Below are 17,616 nucleotides of genomic sequence, written 5' to 3'. Positions count from 1 at the left end.
TGGGGATTGGGGACTGGGAAGATTTGGTTAAATTGACAAACTCAATTGCGAACCTTCCTGAGTTTTATTCACTTCAATTCTGGCTTGGAAAGCTTCTTTGAGGTGCGGCATATGGGTGACAGTGAGGATGCAGGCAAAATCGGAGGCGATCGCATTAATCGCTGCAATGAGGCGATCGCATCCTTCAGCATCCTGTGTACCAAAACCCTCATCCACAATCAACAATTGCAACGCCGCCCCCGCCCGTTGAGCTAATAATTTCGCCAACGCCAAGCGGATGGCAAAGTTAATTCTAAAAGCTTCTCCACCAGAGTAAGTTTCATAAGCCCGCGTTCCTCTAGAATCGGCGATTAAAATATCCAACGTGTCTATCAACTTGGCATTTTTCTTACTTGATTTAGCACTCCGCCCAGCTTTCTGGGTAATAAATTGTACATGAAATTGATTGCCACTCAACCGCGAAAGTAGTTGATTTGTCTCAGCTTCCAGTTGAGGCAACACATTTTCAATCATCAGTGCTTGGATACCATTTTTACCAAAAGCTTGCGCTAATTCCTGATAAACACGGTGTTCCTGCTTGCAAGATTGTAGTTGTTTGTGCTGTTGTTCGTACTGAATTTGTAGCGTTTCCAATTGATGCGCCAACTGTTCCAAACGCCCCAACTTGGCTATTTGCTCATCGAGTTGGCGTCTGCGTATTGGTAGCTGCTGCTCTAAAGCTTGAATTTGGGTAGATGGGTTAGCTGTTGCTTCTAATTGCTTGATTATGCTTGCGATTTCGTCGGCGAGTTTTTGCCGCTCAGTTAATCTGGCACTTCTGGACTCATCCAACTCTTGAAATCTCCCTTGGAGTTGGGGATACTGCTGCTGGGCGGCGAAAAATTGTTGATAGCGCAAATGCCAAGATTGAGCTTTCTTTACAGCCATGCGGAGGTTGTTGTGCTGCTCAGAACTGTAGCCAATTTCAACAATGTGACGTTCCAGAGCCGCAATTTGTTTGGCACACTCAGAATCAGTTTGTTCTTGGGGAATTCTGGCTTGTAATTGGGCAATAGTAGCTTGCAGTTCTGGTTTTCGGGCTGCTAGTTGCGCTTGTCGCTTCGTAGCATCTTTAATCTGCTGGAGTTTAATTTCTGCCCACCGCCATCGCTCAACTTCGCTCCGAGCCAAGGCGTGATCTTGTTCATTATAATTTGCTTGTTGCAGATATTGGTCTAGCTGCCGGAGTTCGGCTTGTTTATCGGGAGCGTAATCACCGACTTGGAGCGATCGCTCTAAATGCTGTTTTTCAGCTGCAATTTGTTGTAATTGTTGCTGGACATCAGTTGTCGCTTCTAACTGTGCTGCCAATTGTCCTCGTTGTTCCCGTAAACCATCGTAACCTGCCAATTGTTGCGATATGTCCCGATATTCTTGCCTAAGTACTTGAATTTCTCGATCTGAGACAGCCATTTGTTCTCGCACTACCCAAAACTGCCCTTGAGTATCTTCTAACTCAGTTTGGGTTTTTTCCACCACCCGACTCCAATGATGTTCATCTAAAGGACGTTCGCATAATGGACAAAGTGCTTCGGGATTTTGGAGCATTTGCAATTTTTGCTCTAATTCTCCCAGCAGTTTTTCATAGTCCCGTTGATGAGCTTGCAGACGTTCAATAAAGTGACGCCTTTCTTGTCCTTTTTCTTGGACTCGTTGCAGATAAACCCGTTTTTTCTCCAATTCCTCAATCTGGATTCCGACATCCATTACCGCTTGTTGCAGCTGCGGTTGGCGTCGGTGCTGGCGTTGCAATTGGTTTTCAGTACTTTGGAGTTGTTCGAGCCGCGCTACTAAACCAGCATGAGTTCGATCTAGTTGGCTTTGTAAAGCTGCTCGTTGTTGCAACAACGGAGTGACTTGCATTTGCAGTTGATCTAAACGAGCAAGATGGTGACGAGCTGCGCCTAGTTGCGACAAAGCAGCTTCAACTTCACCTGATTTAGTCAGAGTTTGCTGAATTTCTCGCTCTTGTTGCTGCAAAGCTTCGATTTGGGCTTGAGCTTGTTGCAGTTGCCGTTCGATTTCGTGAATTTGTTTGGTAAGCTGTTGTTGCTTTTGTTGCCGAGTTTGCCCAGCGCGGGTATATTCTTCAAATTTGACGGCAAAGGCTTCTTCTTGAGATTGTAGACTTTGATATTCGGCGTATCCGGCTTTAATCTCGGCTTCTTGATGTAATATTTTTTCTAAATCTGCTAGCTGAGAGCCGATCGCTGATTGTTCTTGTTGGAGGCGATCGCAATCTTGGCTAAGATTCTGATATTGCTGCTTCACAAAGCTCAATTGTTGTTCCCAATTTTGGCGCTGATGTTGGAGAACTTGTAAACTTTGTAATTGAATGTTGTCAAAAGCTTGTACCTGTTGGAGTTGATTGAGTTCCCCTTCCAACTGATTCCTTTGCGCTTCCGTTGTCTCCCGTTGTTGCAGCTGAATTTTAATCGACTCCAAAGAACGCTCTAATTCTTCCGCCCGTGCTTTAAACTGACGAGAAGATTCCTTGGCGCGTTCTTCCAAATCATCATACTGATTGAGTTTTAATAACTCCGCTAAAATTTCTTTGCGTTCTGTAGGTCGTTTGAGCATGAATTCATCTGCACGACCTTGACGTAAGTAAGCAGAATTAATAAAAGTATCATAATCGAGCTTGATATGTTCGACAATCAAATCCTGAGTTGCCCTCACGCCTTTGCCGGTGAGTGGACGAAACCCAGAAGGTGTTTCTATTTGAAATTCGAGAACGCTAGTAGCTCCCCGAATTCTGGTGCGAATCACCCGATATTTTTGCTGATTACTTTGGAAAGTAAAATCAACCCGAACTTCTTTTGCACCTGAATAGATAACATCATCTTCAACAGTGGCGCGGCTTTCACCCCAAATTGCCCAAGTGATTGCTTCTAAAAGAGAAGATTTACCCGCACCATTGGAACCAGAAATACAAGCCGTATGCAAACCGCGAAAATCTAAAGTTGCATCACGGTAACTGAGGAAGTTTTTGAGGATAAGTTGTACTGGGATCATTCACACTATAGCGCCACATCTACTTTTAATAATTAAGAGTACAGATGCACTGTTTTTTAGTTTAGCTATCTAAATATCAGGTTTCTAGTCTTGAAGACATCAAATTTACAAAAATTTACAATTTCATGAGTGAATTTTTCTTGTTGCATAAAGAATTTTTGCTGTATTCAGAGAAAAATTAAACTTCCGTTGAGGCTTTTGGTTATTTTGCGCTGTTATCTGAGAAGAAAATATAGGCACAAGAATTGCTCTAAGATTTGAGGGAGATGATTTTTATCTCAGCCAAATTCTGAGACTTTGATTCAATCCAGGTTTGAGGCTTTATTTTCTAACAGAAACTAAAATTTTTAGACAAAAAGTAGAAATTAAAGACCCATAACCGTTTGAGCGATTGGATTCTCCCAAAGTGACAAAAGAGGGATAAAGTATATAAACACTCTTGATGGTCGTTGACTGTTGACCGTTAACAGTTATCAGTCATCAGTCATCAGCTAAATGTACAAATTAAATGCGTAACAGCTTATTTGGCTCTGAGTGTAGCTGATTCAGTTTCAAGAATTATTGCTACCAATATTATTTATGGAATTTTTCTGAAAAATTTATTCTTTCTGAGTTCCTAAATGTCCTCTCACATCAATGTAAGGTGTTTTATTTTTGCCACTTGGAGAGGGCGCGCCTGGTGAGCGCCAAGCAAAGAGATTGTTTAGCGTCCGCACAGGATTTTCATTTGGTTTGAGGGTCAATATTAACTCATCACACCGTGAATCAAATTTGCTAACTGAATCATGACTTAAGTAATATCGTTAATATGATTAATGACGGATCGTGTCTTTTGCATCGATGTCTTTTTCTTGATTGACAATTTAACTTATTTTGCCAAGTAAAACTGAAGAAACCCGGCTTCTTAGAGAGGCCGAGTTTCTATAGAAATGTCATAGATTAGCTTAGTAAACTACTACATAAGTTGTAAGACTAAAACCAAACAAGTGATGTGTAATAACATATGTTACTGTCCCGGAAGTTGCTTTTTCAGTGCTTCCAGAGAAGCCCAACGGTTATCAACTGGAGTTTCAGAAGTATCAGAAGTATCAGAACTATAAACAGTACTACTTGCAGGAATACCTGGACAATTGCGATCGCACAGTTGGCGCTGAGGCACTGCTAAACACATCTGCTCATACAGCCATTCGCTAGGATGAAAATAACCATCAGGTGGTAAGGTTTCTACCAAATCTTCCATAGTTACTTCCCTTTCTAAAGGCAAGTCTTTTAACTGATTTGCAGTTTCCTCTAACCAGATGATTTCTTTAGTATCCAGCCCTAAACGTCGATTGTATTGCTGCAAGCAACGATTGCAGGTGCAAGTAATAATTGTTTCTGCTTGACCGGACACTTCCAGGTAATTGCCATGATGTTGGACATGCACACGACCGCGAACTGGTGTCAAGGTTTCCAGACCAGGTAGAAATTCGTTAACTTGAACTTCCTCTGTCCGCTCCGATGCTCTGGTTAGCTGCGGAATATAAATTGCGTCCATAGGATTTGTGAGACATCCTCACTAACATTTATTGTGATTATCAGCCCAATTGCTGATAAGCTGATGCGCGTCTAAAATATATAAACACTCTTGATGGTCGTTGACTGTTGACGGTTAATAGTTAACAGTCATCAGTCATCAGTCATCAGCTAAATGTACAAATTAAATGCGTAACAGCTTAGTACATTTTTATTTTATCTCTTAGGGATAATAGAAATTTTGAAATTATACAGTTATGACTTTTCAATTAACTGCTAATGTACAGACGCGATTAATCGCGTCTCTACTCCTAACTCATTCCAACCCAGCTGGACGCACAACCAAATGACGATGTGGTTCTTTGCCACGACTGAAGGTTTCCAAATCTCCAAAGTCTTTTAAGAAAGTATGAACTTGACGCCGTTCAGCAGAACTGAGGGATTTGATTTCCACTTCCTTACCAGAAAAGCGCACTTCATCGGCTGCTGCTTCTGCTAATCCGCGAATTTCGGCTTGTCTTTTGACACGGTAGCCATTTAACTCAATGGTGTAAGAAGCTTGTCCTTCTTCGGATTGGCTCAAATTGAGAACCGAATTAGCTAAATACTGAATCGCATCTAGCACAGAACCATCAGCACCAATTAAGACTTGTATTTGTTCTGGTGTCAAATTTGCTTCATCAATTGTCAACCAGTAGTTATCTGGTTCTGGGGAATCCCCGTCTTGAGGTTGAGCAGTTTCTAAATTACCGTGAATCTCAGTCGGAATTCCACTGATTTCCAGCAGTGTTTTTAACCACTCCTGGCCTCGCTCCATAAGAATTTTGCTCATGATCCCCCTGTAGCCTTTTTCTTAGAGCTTTTCGGCTCAAAGGGCAATGCTTTTTGTTCTGTGACTACTGCCTCTTTCTCTTGATCTGCTACAATTTTTTGCAATTCTTCTGGTAGGGGTTCGCGGGATAGAAGATAAGTTTGTGCGGTTTGGAAAATGTTACCAATCACCATATACATCAACACCCCGGCTGGCAGAGGGAAGAACAAAAACATTCCAGAAAAGATCACTGGAGTGATTTTGTTAACTGTATCTTGCTGAGGATTACCACCACTGGAATTTTGCCCGGAGAGCATTTGGCTAACATAAAGGCTAATTCCAAAGAAGACAATCATGGCGACGATATCCCAATGGATTGTGCCATCTGGATCGGTTGCACCAACCCGGCCCAAAGCATCAATAAATAAAAAGCCTTTTTCTGCCGCTAGTCCAGGAATTGTTCCTTGAATAGTAACATCTCCAGGCTGCAACGCTTCTACATTCCCTTGGGCATCAATTTTGATTCTATCTTCGCCTTTGGTGACTTTCCAATCAGGAATCAGCTTATTCTCTGGGTGTTCTGCTAAGAGAACCTGAAATGGCTTGCCCTCAATAGTCTGATATTGTATTTTAGTTTGTTCGCCCACGGCTAATTTGTTGCCGCTAGGAAGAATTGCAGCTACTTTAACGTGTTCGCCATCAGCAACATAAATATTTTGAGGAGCAGTGGCAAAGGCTTGGGGTTGAATCTGTTCGATTTGTTCTGAGGGAAGGATTTGCAGGTTAACGCTGTAGTTCACACCTGCAAAAGGCGAACCCCGTAAAGTGGCAAACAGCGCCAATAAAACCGGCATTTGCACTAGCAATGGAAAACAGCCGGCCAAAGGATTGCCAAATTCCTTTTGAACATTGACCATTTCTTCTTGCTGCTTTTGCGGATCGTCCTTATAGCGCTCTTTGATTTCTGCCATCCGCTTTTGCATCAGAGGTTGTACAATTCGCATCTTCCGCATATTGCGAATTGAGCCAGCACTCAGGGGATAGAGCGCAAAGCGGACTATCAGTGTCAAAGCAACGATCGCCAATCCGTAGCTAGGCACAATTCCATAGAAAAAATCTATGATTGGCAGCATCACGTTGTTCGAGAGAAAGCCGATACCAAAATCCATTATTCTGAATTTAACCTGAGGTACTGTATAACTGAATCTAATTTATCTAAATCATGACTTATGTGCGACTATCCTTCGCTACGGATAGCCATACATTTTGAGTGCTGAGTGCTGTTAGCGGTAGCGGGGCGTTTAGCCCGTGCTGAGTGAAGAATTAGGAGTTGGTATTATCTTCTCTGCCCCTCTGCCCCTCTGCCCCTCATCCCCCTCATCCCATTACTTGTTCCCAGCGCCAGTATATTCGGGATTTTTGGCAGCAATTCTTTCATTAATGTAGTCATAGACTTCCCGAAATTTGGGAATTGCCCGTAATTCGAGACGACTGCCATTTTTTAGGGTTAGCACCATATCTCCCCACAAACCAATGCCACGGGGGACTTTGACGATTTTGACAATTTCTGAGTAAATTACGTCGGTGCGATCGCGCCCCTGCCAACCTCCTGTCACGGTAATTCGCCGATCGGTGATGCGGAAGCGCAGCCACAATGCTCTGACTATTGCCCCGACTGTCAATGGTATTCCAACAACACTTAGTCCAATCAGCAGATTAATAATTAGATCCCCAATATGGGGGCCACCTTCATAATATACGTCTTCACGAATGCCCATCGAATACCTCAGCTTGTGCCAACAACTGCTCTAATTCTTGCAGAAATTGTGGGCTTACGCACTTAGAATCTGCTGCTGTCGGTTTTACAACTACCACTAGCCGCCATCCTGGTGATAATTTGGGCAACAAGTTGTGCAAAAAAGCAGTAATTTGCCGTTTTATCCGGTTGCGAACTACTGCCCTTTTGCTGACTTTTGTGCTAATTGAAATGCCAATTCGCGTGCTGGCAAGATGTCTTGAGTCAGTTGCTTGTATATTTTTAGTGTCAGTATCCAAAGAAGATCTTATTGAAGATAAAGGCTTTAAGGCTCTTAATGTTAAATAAGAGCCATGACGCCGAACTCCTTCCCGGAAAACTGCCTGGAAATCTTTTCGGCATTTTAGCCGATTTGCCTTGGGCAAAGCCACAGATACTCTTTTACTTTGATATGCCCTAAACGCTCAAACGGTGGCGTCCCTTTTTTCTCCTGGCGCTAATCACATTTCTACCATTTGGTGTCCGCATCCGAGCGCGAAAACCAGAGGTTCTTTTTCTCTTACGGGAAGTACCGCCTAGTGTTCTTTGCATACTGTTCTCCTCTTAGGTGATTTTTATAAAAACTCACAATCTCTTATTGTACCACTCTAACGGTGAATTGGGAATATGACAAAAGAGTGCTGAGTTAGGAGTTAGGATTATCTCCTCTGCCCCTCCGCTCTCCATACTTCGGCTTTGCGGTCGTTGAGCGTAGTCGAAACTCAGTACAAGTCTCCCCATCTCCCCACTCCCCAAACTTAAGTTATGGTCAAAATCCATGTTCCCATATAGCGTAGTAGTGGCACATCGCCAGGGGAGAGAACTTGACAGCGAAAATAATACATTCCACCAAAAGCTGGGTTGTGTACGTCAGAGAAGACTAGCTCAACGGCGCTACCTGCTGGTACAGGCTCTTCGGGAAAAATACTAATCAGCTTACCTTCTTTGTCCCACTTAACCTCAGAAAGCTTAACCGCTTTATCTTTGACTCGTACCTCAATTTTTTTGGGGTTAAAAGTTCCTTTGTAATAATCAGGGTAGCTAATGGCAAATTGACCAACTGCCAATTTCATCCTTTGGGCTGGAATCCTTAATCTGTATCGATCCCAACCATTAGCTTCTCCGCCAAAATCTAACCTAAACGGCAGTTGATTTTCAGCTTTGACGCCGCTAAAGAGCGTAAATCCAGGTAAGCTATCTGCCAAAGTCAGGGCAGGAAATCCAGTCAGTAAGCAGCTAGTCACAGCTAAAGCAGAAATTAAACGTCGCATAGTTGGGCTTCCTCCACCAAAAATATAAATCTGTTATCTAAAATAACTGTGTGTTAGTATTTGTTACTAAACTTTACTACTCACTTCCTGACAATAAGACGTTAAATCTTAAGAAAAAGTGCCATTTTTCCTGAGGTTTGAGGAACTGTAAAATTGCTTAGTAATAAATTTAACTTTTAGTAAAGTGACTTGATTATCCTTACAGAGTCTTGATTTGATTGGTAAGTTGGTCAAATTGTGAACTAGATGAAAATACAGTTGAGATTGGATTGTGTTTCTGAATATGTATAAGTGTATCTAAATTTGAGAGTTTTGTTATAAAAATTGAGCCATACGATCTGCGATCGCCAGTTAAGGTGAGATAAATTGATTAAAATAAGTTGGAATGAAAGTCGTAATCATTAAAATTTGATTTGGAAATTATCAAGCTTCAAAAATTTGGTCAATATTACTCTATAAGAAAGGAATACCCAATTTCTCAATCCCGAAAACAAGCTGAAGATAAAGATGCAAAATTTGGGAATCAACATAGGATGTGCAATACGTAACCCTGTTTGCAACTATCTGAAAATATGACATCTGCGAGGTGCAAAGTCAGGCTTTGCCTGGAAAGCTAAGAGTGGGAGAGGAAAGATTCAAGGTTCAATCTACTAGTAAAAATCATGGCTGATGTTCCTGCCTAAGTACTAAGAGTGCGAAATATGCCTGATTGGGGCGATCGCTTACTTGGCAGAGATTAAGTATTTATCTTCAGGAGATTTCATGAGAATAGCAGTTGCTAAAGAAATTGAAGTTTGTGAACGTCGTGTGGCATTAATTCCTGACATGGTTGCCCGATTGGTAAAACAAGGTTTGGAAGTTTGGGTAGAATCGGGTGCAGGAGAGGGATCTTTTTTTAGCGATCCCGCCTATGAAGCAGCAGGAGCAACGATAATCAGCGATTCTGCCCAATTATGGAGCCAAGCAGATATCCTGCTGAAAGTCAGCCCACCTCAAGAACGAGAAGATGGACGGAATGAAGTTGACTTGTTAAAGGAAGGAGCTGTATTAGTCAGCTTTCTGAATCCTTTGGGAAATCCTGTGGTAGCGCAGCAATTGGCAAATCGCAAAGTCACCGCCTTGAGTATGGAAATGATCCCCCGTACCACCAGGGCGCAAAGTATGGATGCTTTGTCCTCCCAAGCTTCACTAGCAGGTTACAAAGCAGTATTGATTGCCGCAGCGGCATTACCGAAATATTTCCCGATGTTAACAACAGCCGCTGGCACCATCGCCCCAGCGAAAGTATTTATTATGGGTGCTGGTGTCGCAGGATTGCAAGCGATCGCCACCGCTAGACGTTTGGGTGCAGTGGTAGAAGCCTTTGATATACGTCCCGCCGTCAAAGAAGAAGTGCAAAGCTTAGGGGCGAAATTCGTTGAAGTCAAATTAGAAGAAGAAACCGTCGCCGCAGGTGGTTACGCCAAGGAAATTTCTGAGGCTAGCAAACAACGTACCCAAGAAGTTGTCGCCGAACACGTCAAAAATTCTGACGTGGTGATTACCACCGCCCAAGTACCTGGAAGACAAGCACCACGTCTGGTTACCGAAGAAATGGTGGCACAGATGAAACCTGGTTCAGTAATTGTAGATTTAGCTGCCGATCAAGGTGGTAACTGCGCTTGTACTGAACCCGGCAAAGATATTGTGTGGAACGGCGTGACAATTATCGGACCGATAAATTTACCATCTTCAATGCCAGTCCACGCCAGCCAATTGTATTCCAAGAACGTCACATCGTTGATTCAACTGCTGATTAACAAAGAGAAAGCTTTGGAGATAAACTTTGGTGACGACATCGTTGATGCAGCTTGCGTTACCCACGCAGGTGAAATTCGCAATCAACGAGTGCGGGATGCGCTACAAGCTTTGAATACTCAACAACCGGCGGTTAATTAGGGACTGGGGAGATGAGGGGCAGAGGGGCAGAGGGATAATACTAACTCCTAACTCAGCACGGGCTAAACGCCCCGCTACCGCTAACAGCACTCAGCACTCCTAACGCCCAATACCCCATACCCAATGCCCACTTACACAAGGAGTTTTGATTTCATGACAGAGGCATTACTTGCTGCTTTGTTTGTATTTGTTCTGGCGTCTTTTATCGGCTTTGAAGTCATCAACAAAATACCACCGACGCTACACACTCCCTTAATGTCAGGCTCAAACGCCATTTCTGGCATTTCGGTACTTGGGGCAATAGTGGCTTCCGGTGCTAGAGAGACAAGTGTATCAGTGGTTCTCGGCTTAATTGCCGTTATATTCGCTACAGTTAACGTTGTCGGTGGCTTCCTCGTTACAGACAGAATGTTGCAAATGTTCAAGAAGAAGGAGATTAAGGCGTGAGCGACTTTTTACCAACTGGCATTCAGCTGACATATTTAGTCGCTGCATCTTTATTCATTTTTGGTTTGAAAAAGCTGGGTTCACCAGCGACAGCACGGAATGGTAATGTCATTGCAGCGGTGGGGATGCTGCTGGCGATCGTGGCGACAATGCTGGATCAGCATGTGTTGAACTACGAGATGATATTGTTGGGCTTGGCGATTGGATCGGGAATTGGGGCGATCGTTGCCTACAAAGTCCAAATGACGGAAATGCCCCAAATGGTGGGTTTACTCAACGGTTTAGGTGGTGCGGCTTCGGCATTAGTCGCCGTTGCCGAATTCTGGCGGTTATTGGATACTGGCGCACCCGTACCCCTAGATGTAAACATTTCCATGCTGTTGGATGTGTTAATCGGTGGTGTTACCTTCACTGGTAGTTTTCTCGCGTTTGCCAAATTGCAAGGGTTAATCAGTGGTTCCCCGATTACATTTCCTTTCCAACAACCATTTAACCTTTTACTTCTCGGTGGTTATTTGGTAGGCAGTGCCTATTTAATCATTACACCGGATAGCTTACCGATATTCTTAGGAGTAGTAGCTATTTCCTTAGTGTTGGGTGTGATGTTTGTCATCCCTATTGGTGGCGGCGATATGCCAGTGGTAATTTCGCTGTTGAACTCGTTGTCAGGTGTGGCTGCTGCTGCTGCTGGTTTCGTGGTGATGAACAATATGTTAATCATCGCTGGGGCTTTGGTGGGAGCATCTGGGTTAATTCTCACCGAGATTATGTGTAAGGCAATGAACCGCTCTCTCTTCAGTGTGCTGTTCAGCGCTTTTGGTACAGGATCTAGTTCTGGTGGTGCTGCTGCTAGTGGTGGTGCGATCGATCAAACTGTCCGCAGCATCGATCCCGAAGAAGGAGCGATGATGTTGGGTTATGCTCGTTCTGTGGTAATTGTACCTGGTTATGGTATGGCAGTTGCCCAAGCACAACATAGCGTCCGTGAATTGTCGGATCAGTTAGAAAAAATGGGCGTTGATGTTAAGTATGCAATTCACCCCGTTGCCGGAAGAATGCCGGGGCACATGAATGTGTTATTGGCTGAGGCAAATGTGCCTTATACGCAGTTGTACGACATGGATGATATTAATCCCCAGTTCGATCAAGCTGATGTAGCTTTGGTAATTGGGGCAAATGATGTGGTAAATCCGGCGGCGCGGAGTGATACAAATAGCCCGATTTATGGTATGCCGATTTTGGAAGTAGATCGGGCGAAGCAGACAATTGTGATTAAGCGCGGGATGAGTACGGGTTTTGCCGGTGTAGATAATGAGTTGTTCTACAAGGATAAAACTACGATGCTTTTTGGTAGTGCGAAGGATATGGTGTCGAAGTTGGTTTCGGAAGTGAAGCAACTTTAACGAACCGCCAAGACGCAGAGAGCGCGGAGTAAAGAATTTAGAGAGTTGGCTTGCCTTGGGGGTGTGATGCTTCTGAGGCAAGTTTTTTAGTCAAATAAAGGGAGTTTTGGAAATTGAAATTTTGCTGTTTATCCTGCATAAACTATTCATAGCATTCAGCATGACAGTTTCTTTGGCTTTACTACAGCGTACATTTTTAATCTGCCCCATATTTCTATGGCATAAAAACCAGCATCTGGATTGTCACTTATCATAGCACGTACTACTTTAATACCTGGACGATCGTATGTCTCCAAATATTGTTGATATTTTTCTAGTATGGGTTGAGCAGCTTTATCATCTACAGTAAAAAATTGAATCTCAAAATTGTTTTCTATAAAAGTCTGATCAACAAAATAAGTTATACCGCGAACTATCTTATGACACAATCGTTCTAACTTATCGACTGATATTGGAATAGATGGATATTCTCGATAGTAAACATTGCTTTGTACTCGAAAATTTGGATGGAAACCTATAGTTGGGATTGCTTCCCATCTAACGATTTCTTTTTTTATTTTCTCTCTTTTTCTTTCTCTTATTCGCTTTTCTCTTCTATCATTTGCATAGTCTGGATCTATTGAACGCAATACCTTATCTGTAATTCCGCTTGACTTTGCATCTTCTGAATCAATACAAATACCTAGTCTCAATAGTAGATCCTCTTCTAATCTGCCATATTCCTCGTTGCATTGTTTGCACGATGGAATTGTCCATCTTTGCAAATTTTCAGGAGTATTATCTGGATACCAAGCAAAGGGGAAAATATGATCTCTTGTCAAATCTTCCACGTTTTGTAAACAATGTACACATCTTCCGGATTTAGGTTGTTTAGCCATTGTTTATCTTGTTCCAGTTAAAATTTATTGTAGGTGGGGTAGAGCAACATTATGAATATAGTACATCTGCACTAAAAATGGGGCTAAAAAGAGCGATCGCACCTCCAAATCTACACCATGCGATCGCTCTTTCTCTTTCTTTGCGCCTCTGCGCGAAACAAAAAAGCGATCGCCAAAACTCCAAAGAGCGATCGCTGAATTCCACAAAATAACTAACTTTGGAAAATAGCGATAAATATCTTTACGATGTAACACACGCTGAAATATTAGTGTTTCACCATCAAATATAATCCTGATTCGATAATCACCTATACGAATACGATAAATATCATCATATCCTTGCAGCTTTTTAATATTAGTAATTTCTTCCAAGTTAGCTATTTGTGATATTTCTTCAAAACCAAGTACTTTAATCGCCTCATAGTAAGGTGTACTTTTGAGTGCTTTTAAATCCTTAATAAAACTGGGTAGATACTGGGTATTCACTCTCTTTCTAATTCAGCTAATGCCTCATTAATATTTAATGGTCTTTCTTGTTGTACTTCCTTGATTGCTAATATCAATCCTTCATCTTCAATCGCTTCTAATAAGCGTAGATAGTCTTCAAAATCTATAATTACTTTACGAATGTTACCTTGAGTATCTGTGATTAATTCTTGAGCAAATGGGTATTCACTGCTTTTCATTTGGGTATTAGTGCTTGTAATCATAGAGAATTTGATTACCTTTACATAGTACAAGTATAGAAGATTTGGAGTAGGCGATCGCTTCTCTACGACTTTGCGCGAAACCAAAATGCCATCGCTCTCTTCTCTTCCTTTGCGCCTCTGCGCCTTTGCGTAAGATAAAAAATGCGTAGGAAAGCCCAACCCAGGCATCGTCACAATAGGCTACGCCAACGTCAACGCTCTTTCTTAATTAACTCTGGGTTTCGTGGGAATTTCTATCCAGAACTCACAGCCCTTACCAGGTTCAGAAACACATTTAATACTACCCCCGTGTTTTTCGACAATAATTTGATAGCTAATAGATAGCCCCAAACCAGTACCTTGACCAGGTTGTTTAGTAGTAAAGAAAGGTTCAAAAATGCGCGATCGCGTCATTTCTGGAATACCACAACCATTGTCAGCAATGCAAATGAGAATAGTATTCCGTTCAAGGATTTTTGTATTAATCCAAATTTTCGGATTGTCAATTATTTGTTCAGCATTTGCTGAGTTATCTAGAGCATCGATCGCATTATTGAGAATATTCATAAATACCTGATTCATCTGGGCTGCATAGCAGACTACTGGCGGTAGATCGCTATATTCCTTAATTATCTCAATCCCCAAAGAATTAGTATTTGGTTGCAGTCGATGTTGTAAAATTAATAAAGTACTATCGATACCTTCATGGAGGTTAACGGGTTTCATTTCTGCTTCGTCAAGTCGAGAAAAACTGCGTAACGACAAGACTAATTGAGAAATCCGTTCTGCCCCCATCGTCATTGAAGTGAGAATTTTTGGTAAGTCATCTGCAATAAAATCTAAATCTAGTTCTGCTGCTTGCTTTTGAATTTCCTCTGTTAGTTCTGGATGCTGTTTATTATAGAGTTGCAGTAATTTCAATAAATTTTCAGCATGTTCATTCACATAAGTGATATTGCCGTAAATGAAACTAATAGGATTATTAATTTCATGAGCTATACCAGCAACTAATTGTCCTAAACCTGCCATTTTCTCACTTTGAATTAACTGGCTTTGAGTCTGCTGTAATTCTTTGAGAGTTTGGGTGAGTTCTTCTTTTTGACGTTGAGTTTGTTCGAGTAATTCCGCTTGTTGAAGTCCTACTCCTAACTGAGTACCAATTTGCATCAGCAAATCTACTTCATCTTCTTGCCAATCACGAGGATTAATATTTTGATACGCTCCTAGTAATCCCCATAGTTTATCGCCCTGAAAAAGTGGCACAATCAGATATGCTCTAGCCTCAATTAGGTCGATGGGGGGAATATGAGAAATAGAATAATTAGCCTTATAAATATCTCTAATGACAAGAACTTTACCATTAGCAAAGTCTCCGCCTTGGCTACTTTGCAAGTCATCATCTGCATAGGCGTAGCCGGTCGTAGATATTGCACCTACAAGTTCACTGACTGGTATGCAACCTTCGGCTAAGGACTCAGCGACAAATTCACCACTCCAATCAGCCCGAAATCGATAGATTGTTACTCTATCGACTTCTAATAGCTGTCGGACTTCTTCTGTACTGGTAGCAAATATAGTGTCAATATCAAGAGATTGGCGAATTTTCTCCACCGTTGCGGCTAAGGCTTTCTCTCTTTCGGTGGCTTTGGCCAGCTTCTGGGCTTGCGCCTGTACCTGTCTCAAGGATTCAGCTTGCTGTAATGCTACCCCCAATTGAACGCCAACTTGCGCTAACAAGTTGACTTCCTCATCTTGCCAATAACGTGGTCGGGAGTTTTGATAAGCTACCAATAACCCCCAAAGTTTCTCGCCTTGAGAAATTGGTACAAAAACTTCATGACGTGCATACTTACCTGCTTCAGTACCTTGCACAAAGACGGGTTCCGTCACAGGTTGCGGCTTCACTACTGGCGTCCACCCATCAACAATGGAATCAGCGACAAATTCACCACTCCAGTCAGGATAAAATCGATAAATCGCCACTCTTTCTACTTCTAATAGCCGTCTGACTTCTTGAGTAGTGGTTTTAAAAATAGCTTGAATATCCAGTGACTGACGAATTTTTTCGACAGTGTTCGCCAACGCCCTTTGTCTTTCCGCAGCTTTGCTGATTTGTGCTGCTTGAATCTGCATTTGTTGTAAAAATTCGGCCTGCTGCAAAGCCACACCTAGTTGGGTACTAACTTGGGTGAGTAAGTATACCTCATCTTTTTGCCAATCACGGCTTCCCGTGTTCTGGTAGACTGCTAGCAAGCCCCAGAGTTTTTGACCGTGGTAAATCGCAATGATCGCATAAGCTCTGGCTTGATAGATTTCTAGAATTTGAATGTAGCAGTCACTAAAACCTGCATTGTAAATATCATTACAAATACGATATACCTCGCTCCTGCTGAAGCGACCACCTTCTGTTTCTTGCAAGTAAGTATCAGGAGTTGGAGGTTGAGCTAAATCTTTAGCACTACATTCACTGATATTTTCACTCAATTCTGGCCACTGCAATTGCTCATCTATCAGCGAGATCCAGCCCTCTCCCACTGATTCAAACACAAATTCACCACTCCAATCGGGATTGAAGCGATAGATAGCCACACGGTCAGCATTTAGCAACTGTCTAAGTTCTGCGGTGCTTGTGCGGAAAATGCTTTCCAAGTCTAGGGATTGACGGATTTTCTCAATAGTTATGGCGATAGTTCTCTGCCATTCTGCCGCTTTTTCTTTAGCTTTTGCTTGTGCTAGTTGTGCCGATTGTAACTTCACTTGTTCTAAGTAATCTGCTTGCTGCAAAGCAACTGCCAGATGTTCGGCAATTAATTGGACAAACTCAATTTCTGATGCTTCCCATTGTCGGGGACTATTACACTGATGAATACACAACAATCCCCATAAATCTTTACCTTTCAACAAGGGAGCAGCTATATTGGCACGTACCTGAAATCTTTCTAAAATCTGGATGTAGCAATCACTGGCATTAACTTGATAGATATCATTTATTGCTTTAATCCGACCTTGTTGATACAATCCGGCAAATTCTTCAGCAAAACAGTGATCCCGTAGTTTAGCTGCTAAGGCTGAACCCCATTCTGCTCCTACATCTTCATAGATAAATTCTCCTTCCCATGCCAAATGAGGATAAAAACGAAAGACGCCGACTCGATCGCTTTTCAAAAGCTGGCGTACTTCAGTGACTGTAATTTTGAATATGGCATCTATGTCTAGAGATTGGCGAATTCGGGCAAGAACTCCAGACAAAGCTTTTTGTTGCTCATTCTGACCTAAGGAGGATATCACATCTAAATGAGATTCTTGCCGTTCGGAATTTGGTTCTATGGGTTGATTAGTAGAAGAGTTTTCCATTCCCTACGGAATTTTAAATATTAAAAGTTTCTATCTCATAATTCCCCTAGCGATCGCAAAGGTAACAGTTATCTACTTGGAATCGCCGATTAAAATATTATAGGGACATGATAATATCATGTCCCTATAATAGCATTTTTTAAACACCAGTGAATCATCGCCGCTTGGGAGTGGCGCTGCGGGTAGTACGTTTTTCTTCATCTCGGCGACGGCGATCGCGCCAATCTGCTAGGGTCAAATAACCAATACCACCAGTGACTACTACGAGCAGCACCACAGCAACTAAAGCTAAAATACTTAAGAATGGACTTTCCACAATGCCTCTACAGTCCGTTACGTCCCCACACTACCATTGCAATTGACCAAGTGAACACAACTAACAGTGATACCCAACCTAGTGTCAAAATCTCCATAGTCCCGCTTTTCAAATAATTACAAAAGGTTTCTAATCTTTATCATAC

The 17,616-nt window shown here is 42.2% G+C and carries 17 protein-coding genes; 3 read left to right on the top strand and 14 right to left on the bottom strand.

Going from position 1 to position 17,616, the window contains the following annotated elements:
• Nucleotides 1-27 precede the first annotated feature (27 nt).
• The 8 genes from sbcC to ACFG4S_RS14390 all read right to left on the bottom strand — a co-directional run bounded on the left by sbcC (nucleotide 28) and on the right by ACFG4S_RS14390 (nucleotide 8,446).
• On the bottom strand, nucleotides 28-3,054 hold the full coding sequence (gene sbcC / locus ACFG4S_RS14425) for an exonuclease subunit SbcC (protein WP_392535440.1): 3,027 nt from the start codon (nucleotides 3,052-3,054) through the stop codon (nucleotides 28-30).
• A 1,006-nt stretch (nucleotides 3,055-4,060) separates the two neighbouring features.
• Nucleotides 4,061-4,591, bottom strand: a complete 531-nt coding sequence (locus ACFG4S_RS14420) for a YceD family protein (RefSeq protein ID WP_392535439.1) — start codon at nucleotides 4,589-4,591, stop codon at nucleotides 4,061-4,063.
• Nucleotides 4,592-4,885: 294 nt separating this feature from the next.
• Entirely contained in the window at nucleotides 4,886-5,401 is a 516-nt protein-coding gene (locus ACFG4S_RS14415; protein ID WP_392535438.1) for a protein jag, read from the bottom strand.
• Nucleotides 5,398-6,549 (bottom strand): membrane protein insertase YidC, encoded by a 1,152-nt coding sequence (gene yidC, locus ACFG4S_RS14410; protein ID WP_392535437.1) that lies wholly within the window; start codon nucleotides 6,547-6,549, stop codon nucleotides 5,398-5,400. Before yidC ends, ACFG4S_RS14415 begins: the two co-directional genes overlap by 4 nt.
• Before the next feature lie 216 nt (nucleotides 6,550-6,765).
• Entirely contained in the window at nucleotides 6,766-7,158 is a 393-nt protein-coding gene (locus tag ACFG4S_RS14405; protein ID WP_392535436.1) for a PH domain-containing protein, read from the bottom strand.
• On the bottom strand, nucleotides 7,145-7,567 hold the full coding sequence (gene rnpA, locus ACFG4S_RS14400; protein WP_392535435.1) for a ribonuclease P protein component: 423 nt from the start codon (nucleotides 7,565-7,567) through the stop codon (nucleotides 7,145-7,147). The genes ACFG4S_RS14405 and rnpA overlap by 14 nt, the downstream gene beginning before the upstream one ends.
• 25 nt (nucleotides 7,568-7,592) lie before the next feature.
• Nucleotides 7,593-7,727, bottom strand: coding sequence for a 50S ribosomal protein L34 (gene rpmH, locus ACFG4S_RS14395; RefSeq protein ID WP_392535434.1), 135 nt, complete (start codon nucleotides 7,725-7,727; stop codon nucleotides 7,593-7,595).
• A gap of 206 nt (nucleotides 7,728-7,933) precedes the next feature.
• Entirely contained in the window at nucleotides 7,934-8,446 is a 513-nt protein-coding gene (locus ACFG4S_RS14390; protein WP_392535433.1) for a DUF2808 domain-containing protein, read from the bottom strand.
• Nucleotides 8,447-9,208: 762 nt separating this feature from the next.
• Between ACFG4S_RS14390 and ACFG4S_RS14385 the strand changes: the two genes are divergently transcribed.
• The 3 genes from ACFG4S_RS14385 to ACFG4S_RS14375 all read left to right on the top strand — a co-directional run bounded on the left by ACFG4S_RS14385 (nucleotide 9,209) and on the right by ACFG4S_RS14375 (nucleotide 12,234).
• Nucleotides 9,209-10,384, top strand: a complete 1,176-nt coding sequence (locus tag ACFG4S_RS14385) for a Re/Si-specific NAD(P)(+) transhydrogenase subunit alpha (RefSeq protein ID WP_392535432.1) — start codon at nucleotides 9,209-9,211, stop codon at nucleotides 10,382-10,384.
• Nucleotides 10,385-10,537: 153 nt separating this feature from the next.
• Nucleotides 10,538-10,831, top strand: coding sequence for an NAD(P) transhydrogenase subunit alpha (locus ACFG4S_RS14380; protein WP_392535979.1), 294 nt, complete (start codon nucleotides 10,538-10,540; stop codon nucleotides 10,829-10,831).
• Nucleotides 10,828-12,234 carry an NAD(P)(+) transhydrogenase (Re/Si-specific) subunit beta gene (locus tag ACFG4S_RS14375; protein WP_392535431.1) on the top strand — a complete coding sequence of 469 codons (1,407 nt, stop codon included), beginning with the start codon at nucleotides 10,828-10,830 and terminating at the stop codon, nucleotides 12,232-12,234. The genes ACFG4S_RS14380 and ACFG4S_RS14375 overlap by 4 nt, the downstream gene beginning before the upstream one ends.
• Before the next feature lie 155 nt (nucleotides 12,235-12,389).
• Here ACFG4S_RS14375 and ACFG4S_RS14370 read toward each other — a convergent pair whose 3' ends face one another.
• The 6 genes from ACFG4S_RS14370 to petN all read right to left on the bottom strand — a co-directional run bounded on the left by ACFG4S_RS14370 (nucleotide 12,390) and on the right by petN (nucleotide 17,568).
• Nucleotides 12,390-13,112, bottom strand: a complete 723-nt coding sequence (locus tag ACFG4S_RS14370) for an HNH endonuclease (RefSeq protein WP_392535430.1) — start codon at nucleotides 13,110-13,112, stop codon at nucleotides 12,390-12,392.
• Nucleotides 13,113-13,136: 24 nt separating this feature from the next.
• Complete coding sequence (locus ACFG4S_RS14365) at nucleotides 13,137-13,598, bottom strand: type II toxin-antitoxin system RelE/ParE family toxin (RefSeq protein WP_392535429.1); 462 nt, start codon at nucleotides 13,596-13,598, stop codon at nucleotides 13,137-13,139.
• Nucleotides 13,595-13,990 carry a hypothetical protein gene (locus tag ACFG4S_RS14360; protein WP_392535978.1) on the bottom strand — a complete coding sequence of 132 codons (396 nt, stop codon included), beginning with the start codon at nucleotides 13,988-13,990 and terminating at the stop codon, nucleotides 13,595-13,597. The genes ACFG4S_RS14365 and ACFG4S_RS14360 overlap by 4 nt, the downstream gene beginning before the upstream one ends.
• 36 nt (nucleotides 13,991-14,026) lie before the next feature.
• Nucleotides 14,027-17,155, bottom strand: coding sequence for a GAF domain-containing protein (locus ACFG4S_RS14355; protein WP_392535428.1), 3,129 nt, complete (start codon nucleotides 17,153-17,155; stop codon nucleotides 14,027-14,029).
• Between the two features lie 154 nt (nucleotides 17,156-17,309).
• Nucleotides 17,310-17,471 carry a hypothetical protein gene (locus tag ACFG4S_RS14350; RefSeq protein ID WP_392535427.1) on the bottom strand — a complete coding sequence of 54 codons (162 nt, stop codon included), beginning with the start codon at nucleotides 17,469-17,471 and terminating at the stop codon, nucleotides 17,310-17,312.
• A gap of 7 nt (nucleotides 17,472-17,478) precedes the next feature.
• Nucleotides 17,479-17,568, bottom strand: coding sequence for a cytochrome b6-f complex subunit PetN (gene petN / locus ACFG4S_RS14345; RefSeq protein WP_012408302.1), 90 nt, complete (start codon nucleotides 17,566-17,568; stop codon nucleotides 17,479-17,481).
• Between the last annotated feature and the right edge of the window lie 48 nt (nucleotides 17,569-17,616).

The sequence above is a fragment of the Nostoc sp. C117 genome, assembly GCF_043099735.1.
GTDB lineage: Bacteria > Cyanobacteriota > Cyanobacteriia > Cyanobacteriales > Nostocaceae > Nostoc.
Note: the sequence above shows the minus strand (reverse complement) of the source record. Positions and strands in the feature narration are given on the sequence as shown.

What these genes read in the sequence shown, in the direction of transcription:
- sbcC (WP_392535440.1), bottom strand. Translation starts at nt 3,054, where the DNA reads ATGATCCCAGTACAACTTATCCTCAAAAACTTCCTCAGTTACCGTGAT.
- yidC (WP_392535437.1), bottom strand. Translation starts at nt 6,549, where the DNA reads ATGGATTTTGGTATCGGCTTTCTCTCGAACAACGTGATGCTGCCAATC.
- ACFG4S_RS14420 (WP_392535439.1), bottom strand. Translation starts at nt 4,591, where the DNA reads ATGGACGCAATTTATATTCCGCAGCTAACCAGAGCATCGGAGCGGACA.
- petN (WP_012408302.1), bottom strand. Translation starts at nt 17,568, where the DNA reads ATGGAGATTTTGACACTAGGTTGGGTATCACTGTTAGTTGTGTTCACT.
- ACFG4S_RS14385 (WP_392535432.1), top strand. Translation starts at nt 9,209, where the DNA reads ATGAGAATAGCAGTTGCTAAAGAAATTGAAGTTTGTGAACGTCGTGTG.
- ACFG4S_RS14360 (WP_392535978.1), bottom strand. Translation starts at nt 13,990, where the DNA reads ATGCCTGGGTTGGGCTTTCCTACGCATTTTTTATCTTACGCAAAGGCG.
- ACFG4S_RS14390 (WP_392535433.1), bottom strand. Translation starts at nt 8,446, where the DNA reads ATGCGACGTTTAATTTCTGCTTTAGCTGTGACTAGCTGCTTACTGACT.
- ACFG4S_RS14415 (WP_392535438.1), bottom strand. Translation starts at nt 5,401, where the DNA reads ATGAGCAAAATTCTTATGGAGCGAGGCCAGGAGTGGTTAAAAACACTG.
- ACFG4S_RS14405 (WP_392535436.1), bottom strand. Translation starts at nt 7,158, where the DNA reads ATGGGCATTCGTGAAGACGTATATTATGAAGGTGGCCCCCATATTGGG.
- ACFG4S_RS14355 (WP_392535428.1), bottom strand. Translation starts at nt 17,155, where the DNA reads ATGGAAAACTCTTCTACTAATCAACCCATAGAACCAAATTCCGAACGG.
- ACFG4S_RS14370 (WP_392535430.1), bottom strand. Translation starts at nt 13,112, where the DNA reads ATGGCTAAACAACCTAAATCCGGAAGATGTGTACATTGTTTACAAAAC.
- rpmH (WP_392535434.1), bottom strand. Translation starts at nt 7,727, where the DNA reads ATGCAAAGAACACTAGGCGGTACTTCCCGTAAGAGAAAAAGAACCTCT.
- ACFG4S_RS14380 (WP_392535979.1), top strand. Translation starts at nt 10,538, where the DNA reads ATGACAGAGGCATTACTTGCTGCTTTGTTTGTATTTGTTCTGGCGTCT.